Annotated in this window: 21 protein-coding genes, 1 tRNA gene and 1 other RNA gene; 19 read left to right on the top strand and 4 right to left on the bottom strand. The window is 32.4% G+C overall.

Translation table 11 applies throughout. From position 1 onward, the window contains the following. The coding region (locus tag N3C_RS13060; protein ID WP_278281143.1) for a serpin family protein at window positions 1-634 on the top strand (634 nt) is incomplete at its 5' end. A gap of 39 nt (window positions 635-673) precedes the next feature. On the opposite strand, the gene N3C_RS13055 is transcribed toward N3C_RS13060, so the two are convergent. From N3C_RS13055 to N3C_RS13045, 3 genes are all read right to left on the bottom strand, one after another. Further along, the gene (locus N3C_RS13055) at window positions 674-1,975 is read right to left on the bottom strand and encodes a hemolysin family protein (protein WP_074366457.1); all 1,302 of its coding nucleotides are present in this window, start codon (window positions 1,973-1,975) and stop codon (window positions 674-676) included. A 198-nt stretch (window positions 1,976-2,173) separates the two neighbouring features. Next, window positions 2,174-4,369: a bifunctional diguanylate cyclase/phosphodiesterase gene (locus N3C_RS13050; protein ID WP_074366456.1), complete on the bottom strand. Its 2,196-nt coding sequence runs from the start codon at window positions 4,367-4,369 to the stop codon at window positions 2,174-2,176. Between the two features lie 134 nt (window positions 4,370-4,503). Further along, window positions 4,504-5,190 carry a TIGR00266 family protein gene (locus N3C_RS13045; RefSeq protein WP_074366455.1) on the bottom strand — a complete coding sequence of 229 codons (687 nt, stop codon included), beginning with the start codon at window positions 5,188-5,190 and terminating at the stop codon, window positions 4,504-4,506. Between the two features lie 158 nt (window positions 5,191-5,348). Here N3C_RS13045 and N3C_RS13040 point away from each other — a divergent pair. The 18 genes from N3C_RS13040 to N3C_RS12955 all read left to right on the top strand — a co-directional run bounded on the left by N3C_RS13040 (window position 5,349) and on the right by N3C_RS12955 (window position 19,677). Next, window positions 5,349-5,439 (top strand) — tRNA-Ser (locus tag N3C_RS13040). A gap of 11 nt (window positions 5,440-5,450) precedes the next feature. Beyond that, window positions 5,451-5,715: signal recognition particle sRNA large type (gene ffs / locus N3C_RS13035), an RNA gene on the top strand. Between the two features lie 224 nt (window positions 5,716-5,939). Beyond that, a complete protein-coding gene (gene dnaX, locus N3C_RS13030) occupies window positions 5,940-7,562 on the top strand; it encodes a DNA polymerase III subunit gamma/tau (RefSeq protein WP_074366454.1) in 1,623 nt (540 codons plus the stop codon). A 135-nt stretch (window positions 7,563-7,697) separates the two neighbouring features. Then, window positions 7,698-8,036 (top strand): YbaB/EbfC family nucleoid-associated protein, encoded by a 339-nt coding sequence (locus tag N3C_RS13025; RefSeq protein WP_074366453.1) that lies wholly within the window; start codon window positions 7,698-7,700, stop codon window positions 8,034-8,036. Window positions 8,037-8,201: 165 nt separating this feature from the next. Continuing rightward, window positions 8,202-8,798, top strand: a complete 597-nt coding sequence (gene recR, locus N3C_RS13020; protein WP_074366452.1) for a recombination mediator RecR — start codon at window positions 8,202-8,204, stop codon at window positions 8,796-8,798. Window positions 8,799-9,399: 601 nt separating this feature from the next. After that, window positions 9,400-9,555: a YkvA family protein gene (locus N3C_RS15140; protein WP_178377829.1), complete on the top strand. Its 156-nt coding sequence runs from the start codon at window positions 9,400-9,402 to the stop codon at window positions 9,553-9,555. Window positions 9,556-10,556: 1,001 nt separating this feature from the next. Then, complete coding sequence (locus N3C_RS13010; RefSeq protein WP_074366451.1) at window positions 10,557-12,392, top strand: DUF262 domain-containing protein; 1,836 nt, start codon at window positions 10,557-10,559, stop codon at window positions 12,390-12,392. A 207-nt stretch (window positions 12,393-12,599) separates the two neighbouring features. Beyond that, window positions 12,600-13,025, top strand: a complete 426-nt coding sequence (locus tag N3C_RS13005) for a MarR family winged helix-turn-helix transcriptional regulator (RefSeq protein ID WP_074366450.1) — start codon at window positions 12,600-12,602, stop codon at window positions 13,023-13,025. A gap of 30 nt (window positions 13,026-13,055) precedes the next feature. After that, window positions 13,056-13,799: a DUF169 domain-containing protein gene (locus tag N3C_RS13000; RefSeq protein WP_074366449.1), complete on the top strand. Its 744-nt coding sequence runs from the start codon at window positions 13,056-13,058 to the stop codon at window positions 13,797-13,799. 294 nt (window positions 13,800-14,093) lie between these two features. After that, a complete protein-coding gene (locus N3C_RS12995) occupies window positions 14,094-14,360 on the top strand; it encodes a YaaL family protein (protein ID WP_074366448.1) in 267 nt (88 codons plus the stop codon). A gap of 82 nt (window positions 14,361-14,442) precedes the next feature. Continuing rightward, the gene (locus tag N3C_RS12990) at window positions 14,443-14,697 is read left to right on the top strand and encodes a pro-sigmaK processing inhibitor BofA family protein (RefSeq protein ID WP_074366447.1); all 255 of its coding nucleotides are present in this window, start codon (window positions 14,443-14,445) and stop codon (window positions 14,695-14,697) included. A 156-nt stretch (window positions 14,698-14,853) separates the two neighbouring features. Beyond that, window positions 14,854-15,099 carry a hypothetical protein gene (locus N3C_RS12985; protein WP_074366446.1) on the top strand — a complete coding sequence of 82 codons (246 nt, stop codon included), beginning with the start codon at window positions 14,854-14,856 and terminating at the stop codon, window positions 15,097-15,099. After that, entirely contained in the window at window positions 15,099-15,482 is a 384-nt protein-coding gene (locus tag N3C_RS12980) for a retropepsin-like aspartic protease (protein WP_074366445.1), read from the top strand. The genes N3C_RS12985 and N3C_RS12980 overlap by 1 nt, the downstream gene beginning before the upstream one ends. 201 nt (window positions 15,483-15,683) lie before the next feature. Then, window positions 15,684-16,034: a hypothetical protein gene (locus N3C_RS12975; protein ID WP_074366444.1), complete on the top strand. Its 351-nt coding sequence runs from the start codon at window positions 15,684-15,686 to the stop codon at window positions 16,032-16,034. A gap of 61 nt (window positions 16,035-16,095) precedes the next feature. Beyond that, entirely contained in the window at window positions 16,096-16,740 is a 645-nt protein-coding gene (fsa, locus tag N3C_RS12970; protein WP_074366443.1) for a fructose-6-phosphate aldolase, read from the top strand. 12 nt (window positions 16,741-16,752) lie between these two features. Next, window positions 16,753-17,184 (top strand): hypothetical protein, encoded by a 432-nt coding sequence (locus N3C_RS12965; RefSeq protein ID WP_074366442.1) that lies wholly within the window; start codon window positions 16,753-16,755, stop codon window positions 17,182-17,184. Between the two features lie 355 nt (window positions 17,185-17,539). After that, window positions 17,540-18,451 carry an ABC transporter ATP-binding protein gene (locus N3C_RS12960; protein ID WP_074366441.1) on the top strand — a complete coding sequence of 304 codons (912 nt, stop codon included), beginning with the start codon at window positions 17,540-17,542 and terminating at the stop codon, window positions 18,449-18,451. Continuing rightward, entirely contained in the window at window positions 18,451-19,677 is a 1,227-nt protein-coding gene (locus N3C_RS12955; RefSeq protein ID WP_083604560.1) for an ABC transporter permease subunit, read from the top strand. The genes N3C_RS12960 and N3C_RS12955 overlap by 1 nt, the downstream gene beginning before the upstream one ends. Before the next feature lie 80 nt (window positions 19,678-19,757). On the opposite strand, the gene N3C_RS12950 is transcribed toward N3C_RS12955, so the two are convergent. Next, window positions 19,758-20,546: an amidohydrolase family protein gene (locus N3C_RS12950; RefSeq protein ID WP_074366439.1), complete on the bottom strand. Its 789-nt coding sequence runs from the start codon at window positions 20,544-20,546 to the stop codon at window positions 19,758-19,760. Window positions 20,547-20,967: the final 421 nt, after the last annotated feature.

The following is a 20,967-nucleotide window of genomic DNA, read 5'->3' as shown; positions in this document are numbered from 1 at the left end:
TACTGTTTATTTTGAAGATGAATGGCAAGTTCCTTATGAAAATGGAGAAATTGATGAAGGAGAATTTAGGTTAGAAGACGGAACAAGAAAAAAGGTAGAGTTTATGACTTCTACAGAAAGTTATTATATTAAAGATGATAAGGCTGAAGGATTTATAAAGCCATATAAAAATGGCAAGTATAGCTTTTTAGCTCTTTTGCCTAATGAAGAAGTTAGTGTAGATAGCTATATAGATTCATTATCTGGAGAAAGATTTATTAAGCTCATGGAAAACAAGTCTTCTGAAGATGTGAGAGTGTCCTTGCCCAAATTCAAAGCAAGTTATAGTAAACAACTAAAAGATTCTTTAATGCAAATGGGATTAGTTGAGTGCTTTGATTCAAATAAAGCAGATTTTTCTGAAATGACTAGAGATACAAAACTTTATGTTGACTACGTATTTCACAAAACATTTATTAGAGTAGATGACTTAGGAACAAAGGCGGGAGCTGTAAGTGATGTTGGATTTTTAGACTGCGCTGTAGAATTTCCAGAACATGAGATATTTTTAGATCGTCCATTCATATATGCCATAATAGATAATGAAACTAACCTACCATTATTTATTGGAACTATGATGAATCCTGAAAATTAGAAGAATAATAAAAAGGCTCTTCAAAGAGCCTTTTTCTATTTAATTATCAATTGAAAGTTTTAACTTTTCTATTCGTTTTTCATTAACTTCTTCAATTTTGAAAGTTAAGTTTTCATATTTTATTTCAGGGCAATCATTGCTTGTTGGTATACTTCCCATGAGGTTAATTATGAATCCTCCGATAGTATCAGTATTTTCTGATTCCAAGGAGAGATGTAAATATTCGTTTAATTCACTAATAGGCAGTAAGCCGTTTACTAAATAAGTATTTGAATCCAGCTTCTTTATGTCCGGTTCACTTTCGTCATATTCATCTAAAATATTACCCATTACTTCTTCTATTAAGTCTTCTATAGTTACTATACCGGAGAAGCCGCCGTACTCATCTATTAGTATTGCCATATGATTTTTGGTATTTTGTAATTCCTTAAATAAGTCATCTATATTTTTAGTTTCAGGAACAAAGTAAGGCTTTCTAAGCATTTCTCTAATATTTATATTTTCTAATCCTTTTTCTAAAGCCTCTGCGTAGAAGTCTTTTATATAAAGGATACCAATTATGTTATCCGAATCCTCTTCATAGACAGGTATTCTTGAAAAGTTTTCTTCCATGATTTGTTTTTTGATTTTATTTATAGGTGTTTCAATATTAATCATAAAGACATCCGTTCTAGGAGTCATAACTTCTTTTGCTAAAGTATCGTCGAAATCGAAAATACCTTCTATCATTTCCTTCTCTGTTTCGTTTATAACACCTTGTTCTTGTCCAACTTCAATTAATGATTTAATTTCTTCCTTTGATACTTCCTCTTCCAAATTATCTGTTTTTATTCCAGATATCTTTACTAAGATGTTTGTAGAGCCTGAAAGAAGCTTTACAAAAGGTGATGTTATTTTAGAAACAAATACTAGTGGCCTTATTGCGAACATAGAAACGGCTTCAGATTTTTGAAGGGCCAATCTCTTAGGGAAAAGCTCACCGAATACTAATGTGAAGTAGGAAAGAATAATTGTTACTATAACCACAGATATCTGTGCACTGTAAGGCACACCAATCTTTTGCAACAGATTGTCCAATTGAGTTGTAATACCTGTAGTTGCAGAAGCACTGGCAAATAATCCTGACAAGGTTACTCCAACTTGTATAGTTGAAAGAAACTTGGTAGGTTCAGCTGTAAGCTTCTTTAATGCCAAAGCTTTCTTATTACCTTCCTCTGCTAACGAGTTGATTTTGTTTTTGTTTACTGATACAATTGCCATCTCAGCTGCTGCAAAGAAAGCATTAACTAATAGCAGTGCTAAGATTAGTAAGATACTACTGACAGTGTCAGGGTCGTCCATTAATGATACCTCCTTAAATTTTAAACATGATGAAAATAAGAATATATACATATACTATATCATATAAAGCAAGAATTTTCAAACTTGTTTCAATATATTAGCTGTGCTGTAGAACTTTTACACGTGAATTATAAGTAATATAAAAGTTGATGAACAAATTTAAAATATTGCTCATCAACTTTTTCAAAATTATGTGGATTATTTATAGGTATTCTTCACTATTTTTTCGAACTTTTCAGGCGGTACAGGTCCGCTGAAGTAAAAGCCTTGAGCTTCATCACAAAGAATTTCTCTCAAAAAGTATAATTGACTAAGATCTTCAATACCTTCAGCAATTACATTCATTTTGATTGCATGAGCTAGAGATATTAGGGATTGAACGATGGTTCTTTCCATAGAATCTTCTAAAACCTTATCAATGAAAGATTTATCGATCTTAATAGTAGTTACCGGAAGTAGTCTTAAAAAGTTTAAGGAGGAATATCCTGTACCGAAATCATCCAGCAACACTTTAATTCCCATATTTTTCAGCTCTCTTAGTAAATTTAAAGTTTGGTTTAGGTCATTTATAGCGGCAGTTTCTGTTATTTCAAACTCTATATTAGCCGGATTGATGCCTGTTTCTTTTATAGTAGAACGGATAATGTTTATTAAATTTGGATCTTCTATTTGCTTAACGGAAAGATTAACAGAAACCGTTAAATCGGAATAGCCTTTATCCATCCATGATTTTAATTGTTGGCAGGTGGATTTAATGACAAACTCTCCGATAGGCACTATAAGTCCTGTTTCTTCAGCCTTGGGAATAAACTTAAGTGGAGGAACTATAGTTCCATCAGCCTTTATCCAGCGCAATAATGCTTCAGCGCCAACTAATTTGTTGTCTCTTATACTTATTCGAGGTTGATAATATACCTGAAATTCATTTCTTTTAAGAGCTAGTCGCAATTCTCTTTCTAAGGCAATTTGCTGCATTACCTCAAGAGATAAATCAGGGCTATATATTTTATAGGTGTTTTTTCCTAATTTTTTTGCATGGTACTTAGCGGCGGTAGCGTTTTTTATTAACTCATCAAGATTTTTACCATCCCGTGGATATAGACAAGCGCCTATGCTAGCGGAAAGGTAAATCTCGTTTTCATTTATAGTTATGGTCTTGTTAATTAGTTTGGATAAAGTATCTAGGTAATTAATAAAGTCAGAGTCATTATCTACATTTTTTAGAAGAATAACAAATTCATCTCCGCCCCATCTATATAAAAATTGATCATCACCTTCTGTAAGAGAGGATAACTCAGAAGATAATTTTTTTAAGAGAGTATCTCCAATGGTATGAGTAAAGAGGTCGTTTATAGACTTAAAATTATCTAAACTAATAAAAATTACAGCAAACTTAGTATTATCATTGCAAAATTTATTTATTTGATCTTTAAGTGAATATTTATTTGGAAGTTTAGTCAAATCATCGTAGTAGGCTAATTGATGAATTTTATCTAGAGCTTTCTTCTGTTTTGTAATATCTGTATGGGAACCAACCATTCTAATTGGTCTTCCGTCCTCATCCCAAGTTGCAGCTCCTACATCAGAAACCCATATGTAAAAACCGTCCTTGTGTCTAATTCTATATTCGCATTTATATCGATCTGTTTTTTTAGTTATGTAATCATTAACTGCTTTTTCGAATAGTTCCAAGTCCATAGGGTGAATTAATTCTTTCCAAGATTTATTGCCAAGAGGTAAAGACTTCTTTGTATAGCCCAACATATTTGCCCATTTTTCTGAATAGTAGTATGAATCATTTACTATGTCCCAATCCCATATACCATCGTGGGAACCAAGTAGGGCTAGTTTGTATCTTTCCTCACTTTGCTTTAGTTTTTTCTTGCTAAATTGCAATTCTTCAAATTGTTCTCGTAATTCTTCCTCTGTAGCTACCAACTCTTCATAGGTAGCTTCTAACTCTTGATAGTTAGAGTTGATTTCTTTATTCAAATATTCACCTTTAATGGTATCAAAGCCTATTTTTTCAAGCACTGATACCACATTGAGCATAAAGTTAACAATCTTTTCCCAAGAGTTTTCAAGTGGGAAAAAATGCCCAAAGAAAAGGGTAGCTTTATATTTTTCGTGTATATTAATTGGTATTCCACCGAATATTAATTGATCTTGCCACTTAAAGTAAGAGTATTTCTTGCCAGATAGTAAATCTGTAAGAATATGATTTTCTACATTTAACCTTTGAAAGTTATTCCATATATCTTTAAGACCACTTTCTACAAGAATATTTCCATTATCAGCAATAATTTTACAGCTTATATAAGCGGCATCAAATAAACTATCAAAAAAGCTTTGAAGATTTTGCGCTTCATATAGCTTTGAAAGAGTGTATTCCATAATTCACCTCAAAATTGGGAAAAATTCGTAAACCATACTATAATTATACCATGAACATATTTTAGCCTCAATAATAAAGTGGCTGTATCAAGGTGGAAATAAAAGGAGGCCTCAAAGGAGACCTCCTGCTAAATTTATTTTGAAGAGTCAGGTAGAAAGTTTAGTATACGGGAGGCTAAGTTTTGAACAGGCATAGATTGAAGATATATCCTACCAGGGCCCGTTAAGGTTGTTAGGAATAGTCCTTCACCACCAAAAAGTATATTTTTAAAACCTTTAACCATTTGTATGTCAAAGTGAACAGAAGAGTCAAAAAATGCCACATTACCAGTGTCTACTATAAATCTTTGTCCCGGAGCTAAAGAGTATTCCTCAATATGTCCGTCTAATTCTAAGAAAACTAAGCCAGGTCCAGTAATTCTTTGTAATATAAAGCCTTCGCCACCAAAGAAACCTGCTCCCAATCTCTTTTTAAAATGTATTTTTATATCCAAAGAAGGTTCACCGGCAAGAAAGGCACCTTTTTGACATATTATAGTTTCTCCAGGAGTTAAATGTCTTGCTACAATTTTTCCTGGTACGGAAGAAGGAAAGGCAATCAGTCCATCATTATAACCTTGGCAGGTGAAGATGTTTAAAAAAACTGATTCTCCAGAGAAGGCTCGTCCTATTCCTCCAAAGAGACCACCTTTCATATTTGTGTTCATAGCAATGTTATCAGACATCCAGCCCATGGCCCCTGCCTCTGAAATTAAAGATTCTCCAGGACTTAACTGACAAATAGCCACCGGAAGGTTATCACCTTTGATTTGATACTGCATAAAAAATACCTCCTATAAATAATAAATTATATGCTAGTGATAAATATACCATGATTTCCACAAATAATTAATAAAAAAAACTTGAATTTGTATTAGAACCATAGTATAATAAAACTCGTCGCAAGAAATAAATAAAAATTTAAAAATTGAAAGCACATGGAGAGATGTCCGAGTGGTTGAAGGAGCACGCCTGGAAAGCGTGTGTAGGGGATAACTCTACCGGGGGTTCGAATCCCCCTCTCTCCGCCATTAAAACTTTGCCGTGCTAGATGGGGAGTTAGCGGTGCCCTGTAACCTGCAATCCGCTACAGCAGGGTTGAATTCCTTGCCGAGGCCTTGGCTTGTAAGGTCTGGCTTACAAAAGTGGCGTTGAGAACTGGGTCCCACGCAACGGAAATTCATGAACCCCGTCAGGTCCGGAAGGAAGCAGCGGTAAGTGAACCCTTTCGTGTGCCGTGGAGCAGCCTGGTTTGAGTTAACTATGTAAGTAACGCTTATAGGCTATTGTCAGAGCAAGGTGCACGGTCCAACTTAATAAAGTATATTATAGGATACTATTTTGGTAGTATCCTTTTTTATTTTCTTCTATTACAAAAATAAAAAAGTGTTAACAGAAATTTATAGAAAAAATCTTTGTCATTGTACATCTATAAATCTTTTTTCATTGGGTTTCCCTAATATTTTAGGTATAATATAATTGTATCATATTAAGTATGTTTATGAAAAGATGGCTAAGAGGTGAACTAAGTATGGCATATAAAGCCTTATATAGAGAGTGGAGGCCAAGAACTTTTGATGATGTAGTGGGTCAAAAGCATATAACCGTTACTCTTAAAAATCAAATATTAAAGGGTAGGACTGCCCATGCCTATTTATTCTGCGGCACCAGAGGTACTGGTAAAACCTCTACTGCTAAAATTATGGCTAAGGCTTTAAACTGCTTGCAGCTTAAAGATGGGGAACCCTGCAATGAATGTGAAATGTGTAAAAAAATAAATGATGGTATAGCTATAGATGTAGTTGAGTTAGACGCTGCATCTAATAATGGTATAGATAATATAAGAGACATAATAGAGGATGTTCAATATCCTCCTCAGGAAGCAAGGTATAAGGTGTATATAATGGATGAAGTTCATATGCTTTCTACCGGAGCAGTTAATGCCTTCTTAAAAACCTTAGAGGAGCCTCCTAAAAATGTTATCTTTATATTAGCTACAACGGATCCTCAAAAGCTTCCTATAACTATTCTTTCAAGATGTCAGCGTTTTGATTTTAAGAGAATAAAGAGTGAAGACATTTTTAAGAGATTAAGAAAGATCGTTGACCAAGAAGGAGTTTACGCTGAGGATAGGAGCTTGCAGCTAGTTGCAAGGATTGCTGACGGAGCTATGAGAGATTCCTTAAGTGTACTAGATCAAGCTATTTCCATGGGTGGCGGTAAAGTTGATTATGATAATTTGATAAGCATGTTAGGTCTTGTTACCAATGAGAACTTATTAAATCTTATGGATGCGGTAATAAATAAAAACATTGAAGAATCACTTCGTATTGTAGATGATGTAGTATTGAGCGGTAAGGATGTATACACCTTTATTAAGGATCTAATAACCCACCTTAGAAATCTTATGATAACCAAAGTTAGCAATACTCCTGAAGAGATATTAGATATGTCTTTAGAGAATATAGCTAAAATTTCTGAGCAAGCTCAAAAGATGAGAATGGAAGATATTATGAGGAGCATAAGGATTCTGCAGGAGGCAGAGGAACAGGCAAAATGGAGCAGGCAAAGCAGGATATATCTTGAGTTAGCCTTAATTAAAATGTGTAAGGTGGAGTATGACACTTCAAAGGAAGTACTACTTTCCCGTATAAATCGATTGGAAGAGGTCATAAGGCAAGGAAAGATAGTGGTAAATGCGGAAAAGGCTATGACTAAGCAAGGTACCCAGCAGGAAGAAAGAAAGACGGTAACAAAGGCTTCTACTAATGTTGCTGCACCAGTAATAGTTCCGGAAGTAAACCCAGATTCAAAGGTAACTTTAGAAATGGTTAAAAAGTCCTGGAGAGACATAATGGAGACCTTTAAGGCAAGAAGGCAAATGGTTTTATATGCTTCTTTAGTCACAGGTAAGCCAATAAAATGCAGCAATGGAGTATTGGAAATCTTATATGATAAGGAATATGCTTTCAACAAGCAAAGATTAGAAAAGGAAGATAATAGAAGGATAGTTGAAGATATCTTTTATGATGTGTTGAGAGAGCGGATTAAAGTAAGATATATTATTGAATCAGAAGGAAATCAAGATAGGGGACCTGAAGACATAATATTAGAAACCTTCGGCGAAGAAGTGGTAGAAATAATAGACGATTGATTAACCATCACATAAGAGCCGTAAGGAGAATAGTATATTGTATGGAAAAAATATTTCAAATAGTATATAATAAAAAAGATATGGATGAAGAAAGTAAGTAACAAGGTTTAATAATAGAATTAAGGAGGTTTTTTAATGGCAAGAGGCGGATTCCCAGGAATGGGAGGAAATATGGGTAATTTAATGAAGCAGGCTCAAAAGCTTCAACAGCAAATGGAAAATATGCAAAAGGAGCTTGAAACAAAGGAATTCACAGCTACATCTGGAGGTGGCGCTGTAAAGGTAGTAGCTAACGGAAAGAAACAGATAGTAGAAGTTAGCATCAGCCCTGAAGTTGTAGATCCAGATGATGTTGAAATGTTAGAAGATTTAGTAATGTTAGCTTGTAACGAAGCCTTAAAGAAGGCTGAAGATGATACAGCAAATGCAATGAAAAAGCTAACCGGAGGATTTAACATACCGGGAATGTTCTAGTGAACAGAATAGGAATATCAGATATCATATAACAGATAATAAGTATAGTATATCTTTTGTTAGGTATTGCAGAACGGATATCAGGTATTGATTTAGATAAAAAAGCTGCTTGGCAGCTTTTTTTTAAAGTGGCGGTAATTATACATAAAAGAAGGGGCTGAAAAGATGGATTTTTATCCGGTGTTAATAGAAAGATTGATAGAAGAGTTTGCAAAGTTGCCAGGAATAGGACATAAAACTGCCCAAAGACTTGCTCTTCATATTCTAAACTGCCCTCAGGAAGAGGTACGGGAATTTGCGCAAGTAATGGTGAAGGCTAGAGATACAATAAAATATTGTTCAGTCTGCGGAAACTATACGGAAAAGGACCCTTGCGCTATATGTTCTAACCCAAGTAGGGATAAAAGCGTTATATGCGTAGTAGAACAGCCTAAGGATATAATGTTTATGGAAAGAGTTAGAGAGTACAACGGTGTATATCACGTTCTACACGGTAACATCTCCCCAATGGCCGGTCGTGGTCCTGGAGACATAAAATTAAGAGAACTCATCACTAGAATGAATGGGGAAGTAAAAGAGGTTATAGCAGCAACTAACCCTAATGTAGAAGGAGAGGCCACCGCTATGTATATTGCAAAGATCCTAAAACCTCTAGGGGTAAAGGTAACCCGTATTGCCCATGGTATACCGGTAGGTGGAGATTTGGAGTATGCGGATGAGGTTACTCTTTCTAAGGCTTTGGAGGGGAGAAAGGAGATTTAGGGTGCTAGGAAGTTATTGTATAAATCAAATAAACTCCTTTCAGTTTTCAAATGTATGAAAGGGAGTAAATAAAGTAGTTTTATGAAAACATGGTTTAATATGGAGAAAAAAGCCCTGTAGGCCATGTTTTTTGCTTAGAAGTCTTAAGGGATAAGGAAAAAGGAGCAAGGCCGAAATTAAGATAAATCAATGGATTGATAGATTCATTAGAAGAGAAAATGGACATGAGTAATGGATAAAAACCACTCATTCATCTTCATTCCAAAATCTCAATTTACAACTAATTTATTTTAATTTTATACCTTCGTTTGTAACTGATAAAAGTACTTTACTTTAGTATGAGAAGAAAAATAGTATATAAATGGATAAATGTAAATATACTACAATCCAGTGTTTTCAAGCCCTCATGGCCTCCTCGTGAGACAACTTTATTTGGACTTTTTTTGTGGTACATAGTTACCTATAGCAAATAAGCTTCTTTCATTTTCCAAAAGATATATTTCATAGAACTTGAACAAGACAACATGGTTTATTAGGGTTAAAGAATCCTGAGTAAGCCATGTTTTTTATTAAGAATATTTTCATAGAATCGAGGATTATAATGAATCTTAAGCAAAGGGCAAATCAATTAAAAAGGGATATACCTGTAATTTTGTTAGCACTAAAGAAAAAGGAAACACCCTGGTATGCCAAGGTTATGGCGATTTTAACCATAAGCTATGCATTATCTCCTATAAAGAATTATGGTCTGATTTAATTGATGGGGGGATGAATATTAGAATCAGATATAACTATGAGGTTCCTATTGAAATTAGGAACATATTTAATGAAAAAATTTATGGACTCCCTGAGGTAATGGATCTATATTGGTAAAGATTTAACAGATAGCATTAATTATTTTGGAAGTGCTAATAGTAAATTAATTGAAAAGGATTTTACAAGGGAAGAAAGAAGAGATTTTACTATTAGGAAAGAAATTTTATGGTAATCGGAAACTGTTAGTGATAAAGAAGTTAGCCGTAAAGAAGTAGAGTATATAAGGTATTATAATTGTTTTTTAGATTTATTTTCATAGAATCGCCTTGAACTAATTATATTTAAATAGGGACTTTTAACAGAAAATATTAAAATATATTTTGTTTTCTTGTTATTTTGAAAGGATAAAAAGTTATGTATATGTTGAAAATCAAATATTCTAGAATTGCAATAAGGTTGCCATAGTAACTATTAATGAAATATAAATTCACTAGGCTTGCTTCTAAGCAAACTTGAATATAAGGTTTGAAAAGCCAGAAGTCAAGGAATTAGTTATAAGAAAGCTGCATCTAACAATTAAAGAACTATAAAATCTTTTTAGCGAGAGATGGCTTGCTCTTGGAGTTGAATAGATGAATATATTTCATCAGTATTTAATATAAATGTCTATATTTTGATGGAAGTGAAATAGTACATAATTATATCTGAACAACTAATGTTTTTTTATTTAAGTAGGAGATTTAAGCACAGTGTTTTTCTATATGATGGAGTATAATATCATAAAATGTTATATAAGAGCATTTATATTATATTTAAAATGGGACATTAGAGATACTTTAGTCTGAAGATAATATGATATAATTTCTTTATAAGTAGAAATTTAGTAAATTGATAAATTAGTTAATAGAATATATGTACAAATATAAAAACTTAAAGAATATAGTAATTCTTAGTCTCTAAAACAGTAAATGATTTTAAGAAAATGAGTGAGGTGAATTAATAATGAATAAGATAATAGCCCATGCAGTGAATTTACGAAGGTTGTTAAATAATAAATACACAGTTCAGTATTATCAGAGGGAATATAACTGGGAAACTAAGCAGATTGAAGAACTTATAGATGATTTAACTAACGAGTTTAATGAGTTCTATAAGGATGGAGATAGGCAGATAGATGTAAGGGATTATGGGGACTATTTCTTAGGTCCCATTATCCTCACCAATGATAATGCAATTATAGATGGACAGCAGAGACTATCATCATTAACCTTGCTCCTCATTTACTTAAATAATCTTCAAAAGCAACAGAGAAATTTGCCTAAAGTGAATATTGATAACTTGATTTACTCAGAGATGTATGGACAAAAAACTTTTTGCATAAATGTCCCTGAAAGGGAAGCTTGTTTAGCATCTTTATTTGAAACAGGTGATTATGACATTATCAATGAAAAGTCGGAAAGTGTTATTCACCTTTACAATCGATATAAAGATATTGAGAGAATCTTTCCTGATGAATTAAAGGAAACTGCCTTACCAGTGTTTATTGAATGGTTAATAGACAATGTAAGTTTGGTTGAAATAAGGACTGATTCGGAACAGGATGCCCATAAAGTTTTTGTTACTATGAATGATAGAGGGTTGAGACTTACGCCAACGGAAATGTTAAAGGGCTACCTTCTTTCCGAAATAAAAGATAATACCATAAGGAACAAGGCAAATGATTTATGGAAGGATAAAATTATAAAATTAAAATCAATTGAAAAGGATGGAGATGCAGACTTTATAAAGAACTGGCTAAGAGCCCAGTATGCAGCGACCATAAGGGAAGGAAAAAGGGATGCGGAGAACAAGGACTTTGATATTATAGGAACTACATTTCATAAGTGGGTAAGAGAAAATAAGTCTGTTATTGGCTTAAACTGCAGTGAAGATTTTGAAAACTTTGTACTTAAAAAATTCAGTATGTATGCTGATATTTATATTCGCTTAAAGAAATATTCTAGTAAGTTTAACAAGGATTATGAGTATGTATTTTATAATGCAGATAGAGGATTTACTTTGCAATATCAAATAATATTAGCGGCAATAAAAAGTGATGATACTCTAGATATTATTGATAAAAAAATAAAAATGGTTTCCTGTTTTATTGACCAATTTATATCCATTAGGATTTTCAACTTTAAAACGGTGGACTATTCTTCAATTAGATACACTGTATTTAACATAACTAAAATGATACGTAATAAAGATATAAGAGAATTAGCTGAGATATTAAAGAATTATATAAATAATATGGAGTTAACGCTTGAAGGAATTAATAAGTTCTATTTAAATCAGTTTACAAGAAGGTATATGCTACACATCTTAGCTAGATTAACTTCCTACATCGAGGAAGAAAGTGGAATCAACAGTAGTTTTGATAATTATGTGAATAGAGAACAAAGGAATCCATATGATATAGAGCATATTTGGGCTGATGATTATAGCCAGGACAATCACCAATTAGAATTCTCAACGGAAGAAGAATTTAAAGACTTTAGGAACAGGTTTGGAGGTTTATTAATACTACCTAAGGATAAAAATAGAAGTTTTCAGGACATGGAGTATAGTAAGAAAGTAATAAAATATGACAGCGAAAATCTACTAGCTCGAACTTTAAATAAAAACTGCTATAGTAATAATCCTTTATTTTTACGCTTTATGAATAGGGAGCAACTACCTTTTAAACCCTATGAACAATTCAATAAAGAGAATCTAATTGAAAGGCAGTCTCTTTATAAAGAGATATGTAAGAGGATATGGGATGTAAATAAAATTGATCTATTGGCAAATAGTTAGTATATAAGTAATAGAATTAGTCAAACTACCAAAAGAACTTTAAAAAGATACTTTTTATTTTTATAGGAAAGCATCTTTGGAGAAATTTCGGTAAATAATTTTACTGAAATTTCTCCTCTTTTATTATAAAAAAGGATGCGTATTGAAATTTAATCATTCTAGCAGTACAATAAAGTTGTCATGACAACTAAAATGGTGGTGATAAAAATGCAATTTAAGTTAGAAGACTCACTAGGCTTCATCCTAAATAAACTAAACACAAAACTTAAAAATGAATTATTTAAGCGATTAAGAAACTATAATGTTACTCCAGAGCAATGGTCTGTACTTAATTGTTTATGGGCGCAAGAAGGTATTGCACCTAAAGAACTGGCAGATAAAATTTATAAGGATAAGCCAAATACAAATCGTATCCTTGAAAAGCTAGAATCAAAAGGATTGGTTATTAGAAAGCCTCATCCAAGTGATAAAAGATCCCATCAAATCTTTTTAACTGAAGTTGGTTGGGCATTGAAGGAAGATTTAATTTCTACAGTTACTCATCTGTTAGATGAATTAACTATGGGGATAGAAGAAAGCAAGGTTGAAGAAATGAAAGTATTGCTAAATAAGATGTTTGACAACCTTAAGTAAACTATATATTTCAAAGAAGGAGCATGGGATATGAAAAGTTCTTTAGTTAAAAGTTTAGACTTAAAATATGAGCCAGTAGCAGTTTTCCTTAGCAATGAAAAGCCAGATGGAGCATTGCAAGGGAAGGAAGGTATTCGGAGCTGTACCATTCCTTTATTTATAGCTGCAGCAAAAGGCAAAACCGTTGTTTTTGAACGCAAGACTGTAACCTGCAATGGTGGAAAAGTAGGATTTGGTTTTGGACAATTTCCTAATTATCCAGATGGAATCGAATATTTCTTAACAGTAGGTAAGGAAGGTAAGTTTGAAGGGGAAGGATATAAGAAAAATCCTCAGTTGGGAGATGATTTTGTTAAATGCTTACCCATAACAGATATCCCCTATGAGTATGTAATATTTAAGCCATTATCACAGGTAGACGTAGATAAGGAAAAACCTGAAATTATTATTTTTTTTGTTAATCCAAATCAGTTGTCAGCTCTTACAGTGCTTGCAAATTACTATAGGCCAGGATATGAAAATGTAATGATACCCTTTGCCTCAGGTTGCCAGTCACTTCTCCTTCTTCCCTATGCGGAAACTAAAAAGGAAAATCCAAGGGCAGTGGTGGGCTTAATTGATATTACAGTTCGTCCTATGGTAGAGCCTGATATGCTGTCCTTCTCTGTAACTTATAAAATGTTTTTAGATATGGAGAAAAATGTGGAGGGGAGCTTTTTAGAAAAAAACTTATGGCGAAGAGTGTTGGAGAAAATGGATAAATCTCATTGGTAGTAATGTAAAGTTCAAGAAAAATTATTGTTAATTGATGAATAAAAATGGTATAATTGTAATAAAAATACTGTGTATAGAATTAATATTTTTAGGAAGGTGAAATTAATTCGGAATGCGGCATGTAATATTATAAAAATTAATCTTAGGCATGTAATATTATAAAAATTAATCTTACAAGAGATAATTGGGGAGAGTATTTGGATTTAATTTGATTGCAGTAATTAGACCCCAAAAGTGAATATAAGTAATAATATGTGTCTATAATTTCAATATAATGTAATTGGGAGGTTAATTATGGATAAGCAGAAAATAATAGAATACATATTTAATAACGCCCAAAAAGAGGATAATGAAGAAGAGATAATTACTGCAATAGAGGATGCCGTAAACCAAATAGAACTAGCTAGAAATTTTTTTGAAAATGTTTCTGAACCTAAGCTTGTAGATTATGCAATTTACCTAGAAGAGGCTGCAAAAGCTAGATATGAGTTTTTACTTTCCGAGGCAAAGAGAAGAAATATAAGAGTTAAGCAACATAATATTATAGTAGAGGCTATCTAATGGTTAAAAATGATGAGTTTTTGTAGTATATCAACTCCATGAATAATATTAATATAAAAAGAATATTACATGGAGGCTTGATATGGACCCATTGTTTACCTTTTTAATAGTAGTTTTTGTTTTATTTTTGATAGTAAAAACCTTTTCCAGAACCTTTAGGTTTATTAAGTTTATTGTATTAAATTGTGTATTAGGACTAATACTTCTTTTATGTGCAAATTTTATTGGGACATTTTATGGTTTTACCCTAGGAATAAATGTACTAACTATTTTAGTTGCAGGTTTTTGTGGCATTCCAGGCTTGATTTTTCTTATAGTCTTTAAGCTCTTTATATAAGTAAACTATATTTTCTATAAATTAATACATACTTTTTAAGTATTCTAAAGAGCTTTAAATTTTATTATTAAAATGGATGTTCCATATAAAAATTTGCTAAATGAAGTAATATGTTATAATATATAAGAAATACAATAAACTAAGGAAGGTGATTATGTGAAGTGGGAAGAGGTAAGGAGAACCTACCCTGATCAATATATAAAACTTCAGATATTGGAATCACATATGGAAGGAAATAAAAAGTACATAGATGAGTTAGCTGTTATAGAGGTTATGGATGATTGTGAAGAAGCCACAAAAGAATTGGTTAAAACAGAAGGGAATACTTTAGTTTATCATACAGGAAACGAAAACTTGTTTATTGAAGTGAAGAATATTAGGGGCTACAGAGGTGAAAGTTAATGAGAATCGAGCATAGAGATGGATTGCTGTTTACATCCATAAAGATTACCTATAAGGGTAATTCAAAGATAATTAATGACGTAGTTATAGATACAGGCGCAGCCACCTCAATAATAGCATATGATGCGGTAGAGGATATGGGGATACATGTGGAAGCTGGAGATAGAATTATGGAATACTGTAGTGCCGATGGTAAAAAGTACAATGGATTTATAAAAAAGCTTAATGAAATAAAAATAGGTTCTCAAAGTATTAATGACATAGAAATTGATTTTGGTACAATAGATAATAGTGGACAAATAAAGGCATCAATTGGATTAGATATTTTAACTAAGGTTGGAGCCGTAATCGATTTAAAAAACTTTGATTTTATTGTGAATTAATTAAAGCTTATAGTGAAAACTAGTAAAAGGACCGCCAAGAAGGCGGTCTTTCTATTTATTTGCAATTTTTAAATAAGTTTTCGTTGATTTTTTTATTATTATTTTGTTTTTTACAAGAATAATGTAAGATAATAATAGATATTAGACTCTGACTAAAAGCTTGTAACTGAGGATTTTATATATCTAGGGAGTGATACTTTAATGTTAAAAAAATATATAAAGATAATATTAATTCTTCTTATTTTTAACTTAGCCTTAGGTGGAGTAATTTGTTTCTTATCAGGAAATCATACTACAGTTAATTACAGTAATATTTTATTCATTATGGGGGCAATATATGGAGGATTAGGACCTATAACTCTTTTAGGTAGCTTTAGAAGTAAATCAAGCATGAAGGAACGTCGAATTGGGAGTTTAATAGGTGACAATGATACTTTAGAAGATAGTCAAGGTTTGAAACCTAAGGAGGTAAATTTTAAGTATATGGTACTTGCCTGTCTTGTAGGTATTTTAACCATAATACTCAGTGCTTTGGTATTATACATTGGCTAAAGGCCATATTAGGATTAATAAACTATATTAATTGTAAAGAAAACTAATAGGAGGCATTGAGATGAAGCTCTTTTTAGATACTGCAAATATAGAAGAAATAAAAAGGGTAAATGCTATGGGGGTTATTTCAGGTGTTACTACTAATCCAACACTTATAGCTAAGGAAGGCCGTGATTTTATACAGGTAGTTAAGGAAATAGCTGAAATTGTAGATGGACCTATTAGTGCAGAAGTTATTGGTTTAAGTTCAGAGGAAATGTTAAAGGAAGCAAGGGAATTAGCAAAGATACACAAAAATATAGTAATAAAGATACCTATGCTGGAAGAAGGATTAAAAGCGGTTAAGCAGTTGTCAGAAGAAGGAATAAAAACTAATGTAACCTTAATATTTTCAGCGGCACAAGCATTATTGGCAGCTAGAGCTGGGGCTACTTATGTTAGTCCTTTTGTTGGCAGGATAGATGACATAGGAAGTAATGGCTTGACCTTGATAGAAGAAGTAGCTGAAATTTTTGAAATTCATGCTATTGATACAGAAATTATATGTGCTAGTGTACGCAGTCCTATACATGTTATAGAGGCTGCAAGGGTTGGAGCCCATATAGCTACAGTTCCTTATAAGGTAATTCAACAGATGTTAAATCATCCTCTTACAGAAGCAGGGGTGAAGAAGTTTTTACAGGATTGGCAATCCATGAAAAAATAAGTGGAGGTAGATATGATAAAAATTGATATATTTGGCTTTTGGGATCAAAGGCTTCAAAATAGCGAAAGAGCCTGTGGAGGCTGTTCCTCATCCGGTAGCTGCAGTGCTTGTTGCAAGAACAAAGGAGGTATTGAGATAGCTAATAAATCAGCTACTATTGGAGGCTGTGCTGGCTGTTCTAGCAGCAGTAAAGCAAGTAAAACGGTAGGTCAGCAGTATCAGGAATTAATAGAGTATATAAATAATAGCGATATAAAAGAAAAGGTAAGGCTGGAGTTTTATGATCTTAAAAAGATAAATGTGTTAGACTATGATGATATTAGAATACTGACAGAGTTGGATTATGAAGCTCCTTTTGTAGTTATAGATGGTATAGTTAGATACTATGGTGGCATTTCAAACTATCTGATTTATAAGGATGTAAAAGAATTGATTTCTGCTTAATTAAAAAAGAACAGGCTACTCAAGAAATTGGGTAGCCTGTTTATTAGTATAGATGGGAGAAGAGAAATTCAAAGAGATGAGATTATTAGACAAGTTGTGCTGTCTATACAATTATTATATGCTGGTATAATTAAGCTGTTACAAAAATTTTCAAAGGAACTGATATAATTTAAGAAATTTTTAAGAAATTGTTAAGGTAATTTGTTGGGTATTTATATACAGCCTATGATATAATTTTTACTGTGTTCCAGTTATTGGGGGATATTTTCTAAAAGAATATTAGATATGAAGATTTGAATTTTAGTTTATAAGCGGTATCTATAACTAAATAAAATAGATATAAGGAGTGAGAAGAATGAAGGTTTTAGAAGTTCAGGGAGTTTACAAAAGACTGGGTAAAAGAGAAATTATCAAGGGTATAGACTTCTCTATTAATGAAGGTGAGATCTTTGGTTTTCTAGGTCCTAATGGAGCAGGAAAGACAACTACAATTAGAATGCTTGTAGGTTTAATAAAGCCGGATCAAGGAACTATAAAAATTTGTGGAAAAGATGTGGTTAGAGATACGGAAAAGGCTTTGGCCAACATTGGAGCGGTGGTAGAAAATCCTGAGTTGTATACATACCTTACAGGAAGACAGAATTTAAATATTATAGCAGATATAAGAGGGATAGATAGAAAAGCAGTAGATGAAATAGTTGAGTTAGTAAATTTAAAAGGAAGAATCGATGATAAGGTTAAAAAGTATTCTTTAGGTATGAAGCAAAGATTAGGTTTAGCTGCAGCTCTTTTATCTAAGCCTAAGTTATTGATCTTAGACGAACCTACCAATGGATTAGACCCAACGGGAATAATAGATTTTAGAGAAATTGTAAGAAAGGCAGCAAAGGCTACCAATACAGCAGTCTTCGTATCCTCCCATATATTAAGTGAAGTGCAGCAACTTTGTGATGTGGTAGCCTTTATAAATGATGGACAAATTAAGTCTGTTGAAAGTATTACTAGTGGGGAAATTAAAAATGAAAGAGAAACTCTTGTTATAGTTACTAAAGATCCGGATAAAAGTCAGGATATCATGGTTAATATGAACTCTGTAAAAGACATAAAGAGGGAAGAGGATGTCTTTACTGTTACTTCAGAGAAAGAAGCTGCTTGTGATATTATTAGAGAATTGGTTACTAAAGGTGTAGATGTTTGTGAGGTTTATAAAAAGCATAATCAGCTTGAACAGAGATATATGGAGTTGGTAGAAGGAGGTAAGCGATAATGCTAAAGTTAATTAAAATAGAAACCTTTAAGCTTTTTAAAAGAGCGAAAACATGGGTTATCCTTATAGCCTTTGTGTTGCTTACAGCCTTAATATCTTATATAAGTTACAGGGACGCTGAAAATATGAAAAAGTATTATGGTACAGAGGCTCAAATATCTGATAATAAAGAACATTTGAATTATCTAGAAGAGGAAAAAGAAAACATACTTAATAATAGTACTTCAGCAGAAGCAGAAGAGAATAAGAAGAGTTTGGAGGAAGATATACAAAGTACTAAAGCGGAAATAGCTAGACTAGAAAAGATACTTGAGCTAGAAAAGTCTGGTGATTGGAGAAGTATTGTAAAGTCACAAATCAAAGATTTAGAATCCGAACAAGAGATGTATAAAGGATCTTTAGAACATAGTTATACGGTAGCGGAAAATGAGAAAGAAATTGAGAGGTTAAAGTACTTATTAGAGAATGATATTAAATCTGAAGGACTATATGATTATAATGCTAGGACCTATTTATCAGGAATAATTGGTATGTTAGGAGAAATATTTTTAGCTATTGGAATAGCTGTTTTTGCTTCCGATATGGTATCTGGTGAAGCAACACCTCCTACAATGAAGTTACTTTTGACACAGCCAGTTTCGAGGACGAAAGTGCTCTTAGCAAAGTTTATATCAATAAATCTTTCAGCCGTTTCTTTGATAATTGGAGTTGAATTAATAGGATATTTAATAGTAGGTATATTCTGTGGCTTTGGAGATGCAAATTATCCTATAACTGTAGGACTTAAGTATGCCTATGATTACGCTAATACAGATGGTAGCTACATTCCAATACACTTAGTAGCAGGATCTGGTTACCTTATTCCAGCATGGAAGTACTTGATAAAGTTAATATTACTACAGGCATTGTATATAATAGCTTGTACATCTGTAGTTTTCTTAATATCAAGCTTAGTAAAGACCAGCATGGTGTCAATGGGAATAAGCGTAGTTTCTATGATTGCTTCTTTTGTAATATTCTTAGGGTTTAGTGCTCTAAAGAATATAGCTAAATTCATATTCGTACTCTTTGGAAATGTGGAATCCATATTAACTGGTAAAATTGCGCTTAATTTTGATAATCCTAATATAACTTTGAGTACTACAATTATTATGTTTATTGTGTGGATTGTAGCAAGTTATATAGTTTCACATATAACTTTCACAAAAAAGGACATATTAATATAACATAAATAAAACATAAATAAAAACCCAGCGGGAAATGGGAAAATCTGCTGGGTGTTTTTGGCTTTAAAAATCAATTATTATTAAAGGTTTAGCTTAAATAGTTTAATTGCATTGCGAAACATAACATTTTCGTAATCCTTCTTTGGCAATTTCTTTTTTAACCCTTCCATTAATTCTAAATATTTGTCATAGGTATTTATACCGTCTATGGGACTATCTGTACCAAAAAGTATTTTTTCACTGCCGCATTTTTTGATAGCCATTAAGGTGTTTTCGAGGCTTACCCAGGTAGTATCTCCATAAAGATTATCTAGCTGTGATATATATTCTATAGCTTCCAGATTATTTGTTCCTAGGCCCATATGAACCATTACAAAATCAATATCAGGATACTTTTTTGCCATAAGATATACATGACGGACATGGGATTTTTCATCAGCGGCAGTATGAACTACAAAAGGTATTTTGTGCTTTTGAGCAAATTTTAAGTATTCTTCACATTTAAGGTCACTGATAGCTATGTTGGAGTGAAATGGATGCATTTTAATCCCCACAAAATGCTTAGAATTCTCTAAAATAAAGTTACCAATATTATCATCAAAGCTCTCACTGTTTGGGCAAATCCAAAATAGTCCTTTTAGCTTATAGGCATGATTTTTTACTAAATTAAGAGTTTTTTCATTAGCAGATAACTGAAGACAAGGTGTGCTTTTAGGGATGGGGATTAATTCACTGGAAAATTCACAAGCTTCTACGTTAGATACAATGGAATAGTCAATATTATACTTTTTCATAGATTCTAAAAGTATCTCAGATGGCATATTAAATTTATTAGTAGTACCAAAATGAACATGAGAATCAATTATCATAATACCCTTCCTTTATTAATTACTTTTTATGAATATATAATAGCACAAGATTTTTTTCATTAGAAGGTAGACTGGTTATTAAAAAACTTAACATATAGTAAATTTTTTTATGTTTCTGAATAAAAGGTTTTATCCAGGAAATAACATTAAAGCATTGATAAAGTTCGATTTTTTATGCAAGAATTCTATTGTGCCATTCATCAGTTCCAGGCGTATCACTATAAGAAAAAGAGAGAAATTAATAGATATTGATAAAAATAATGAGATAAATTAGGATAATGAAAGATATAGTGAGGGAAGTTGCTGAAAAATATGATATGATTACACATGTCGCCGCAAGAAAGCGACAATAATTCACAAAGTTTTCTTCAAATAAAACATAAAAAATGTTGACAAGAAGATTCTTTTGTGATAACATGTG

Source organism: Clostridium sp. N3C, from assembly GCF_900095445.1.
Taxonomy (GTDB): Bacteria; Bacillota; Clostridia; order Clostridiales; family Clostridiaceae; genus Clostridium_AU.
The sequence above is the reverse complement of the archived record's forward strand: the minus strand, read 5'-3'. Positions and strand labels throughout refer to the sequence as shown.

Coding starts and splice junctions, on each gene's coding strand:
- N3C_RS13055 (WP_074366457.1), bottom strand. CDS start 1,975: ATGGACGACCCTGACACTGTCAGTAGTATCTTACTAATCTTAGCACTG.
- N3C_RS12960 (WP_074366441.1), top strand. CDS start 17,540: ATGAAGGTTTTAGAAGTTCAGGGAGTTTACAAAAGACTGGGTAAAAGA.
- N3C_RS12955 (WP_083604560.1), top strand. CDS start 18,451: ATGCTAAAGTTAATTAAAATAGAAACCTTTAAGCTTTTTAAAAGAGCG.
- N3C_RS12975 (WP_074366444.1), top strand. CDS start 15,684: ATGTTAAAAAAATATATAAAGATAATATTAATTCTTCTTATTTTTAAC.
- N3C_RS13050 (WP_074366456.1), bottom strand. CDS start 4,369: ATGGAATACACTCTTTCAAAGCTATATGAAGCGCAAAATCTTCAAAGC.
- N3C_RS12950 (WP_074366439.1), bottom strand. CDS start 20,546: ATGATAATTGATTCTCATGTTCATTTTGGTACTACTAATAAATTTAAT.
- N3C_RS12980 (WP_074366445.1), top strand. CDS start 15,099: ATGAGAATCGAGCATAGAGATGGATTGCTGTTTACATCCATAAAGATT.
- N3C_RS12990 (WP_074366447.1), top strand. CDS start 14,443: ATGGACCCATTGTTTACCTTTTTAATAGTAGTTTTTGTTTTATTTTTG.
- N3C_RS15140 (WP_178377829.1), top strand. CDS start 9,400: ATGAATCTTAAGCAAAGGGCAAATCAATTAAAAAGGGATATACCTGTA.
- N3C_RS13025 (WP_074366453.1), top strand. CDS start 7,698: ATGGCAAGAGGCGGATTCCCAGGAATGGGAGGAAATATGGGTAATTTA.
- N3C_RS12965 (WP_074366442.1), top strand. CDS start 16,753: ATGATAAAAATTGATATATTTGGCTTTTGGGATCAAAGGCTTCAAAAT.
- N3C_RS12995 (WP_074366448.1), top strand. CDS start 14,094: ATGGATAAGCAGAAAATAATAGAATACATATTTAATAACGCCCAAAAA.
- N3C_RS13005 (WP_074366450.1), top strand. CDS start 12,600: ATGCAATTTAAGTTAGAAGACTCACTAGGCTTCATCCTAAATAAACTA.
- fsa (WP_074366443.1), top strand. CDS start 16,096: ATGAAGCTCTTTTTAGATACTGCAAATATAGAAGAAATAAAAAGGGTA.
- N3C_RS13010 (WP_074366451.1), top strand. CDS start 10,557: ATGAATAAGATAATAGCCCATGCAGTGAATTTACGAAGGTTGTTAAAT.
- recR (WP_074366452.1), top strand. CDS start 8,202: ATGGATTTTTATCCGGTGTTAATAGAAAGATTGATAGAAGAGTTTGCA.
- dnaX (WP_074366454.1), top strand. CDS start 5,940: ATGGCATATAAAGCCTTATATAGAGAGTGGAGGCCAAGAACTTTTGAT.
- N3C_RS13000 (WP_074366449.1), top strand. CDS start 13,056: ATGAAAAGTTCTTTAGTTAAAAGTTTAGACTTAAAATATGAGCCAGTA.
- N3C_RS13045 (WP_074366455.1), bottom strand. CDS start 5,190: ATGCAGTATCAAATCAAAGGTGATAACCTTCCGGTGGCTATTTGTCAG.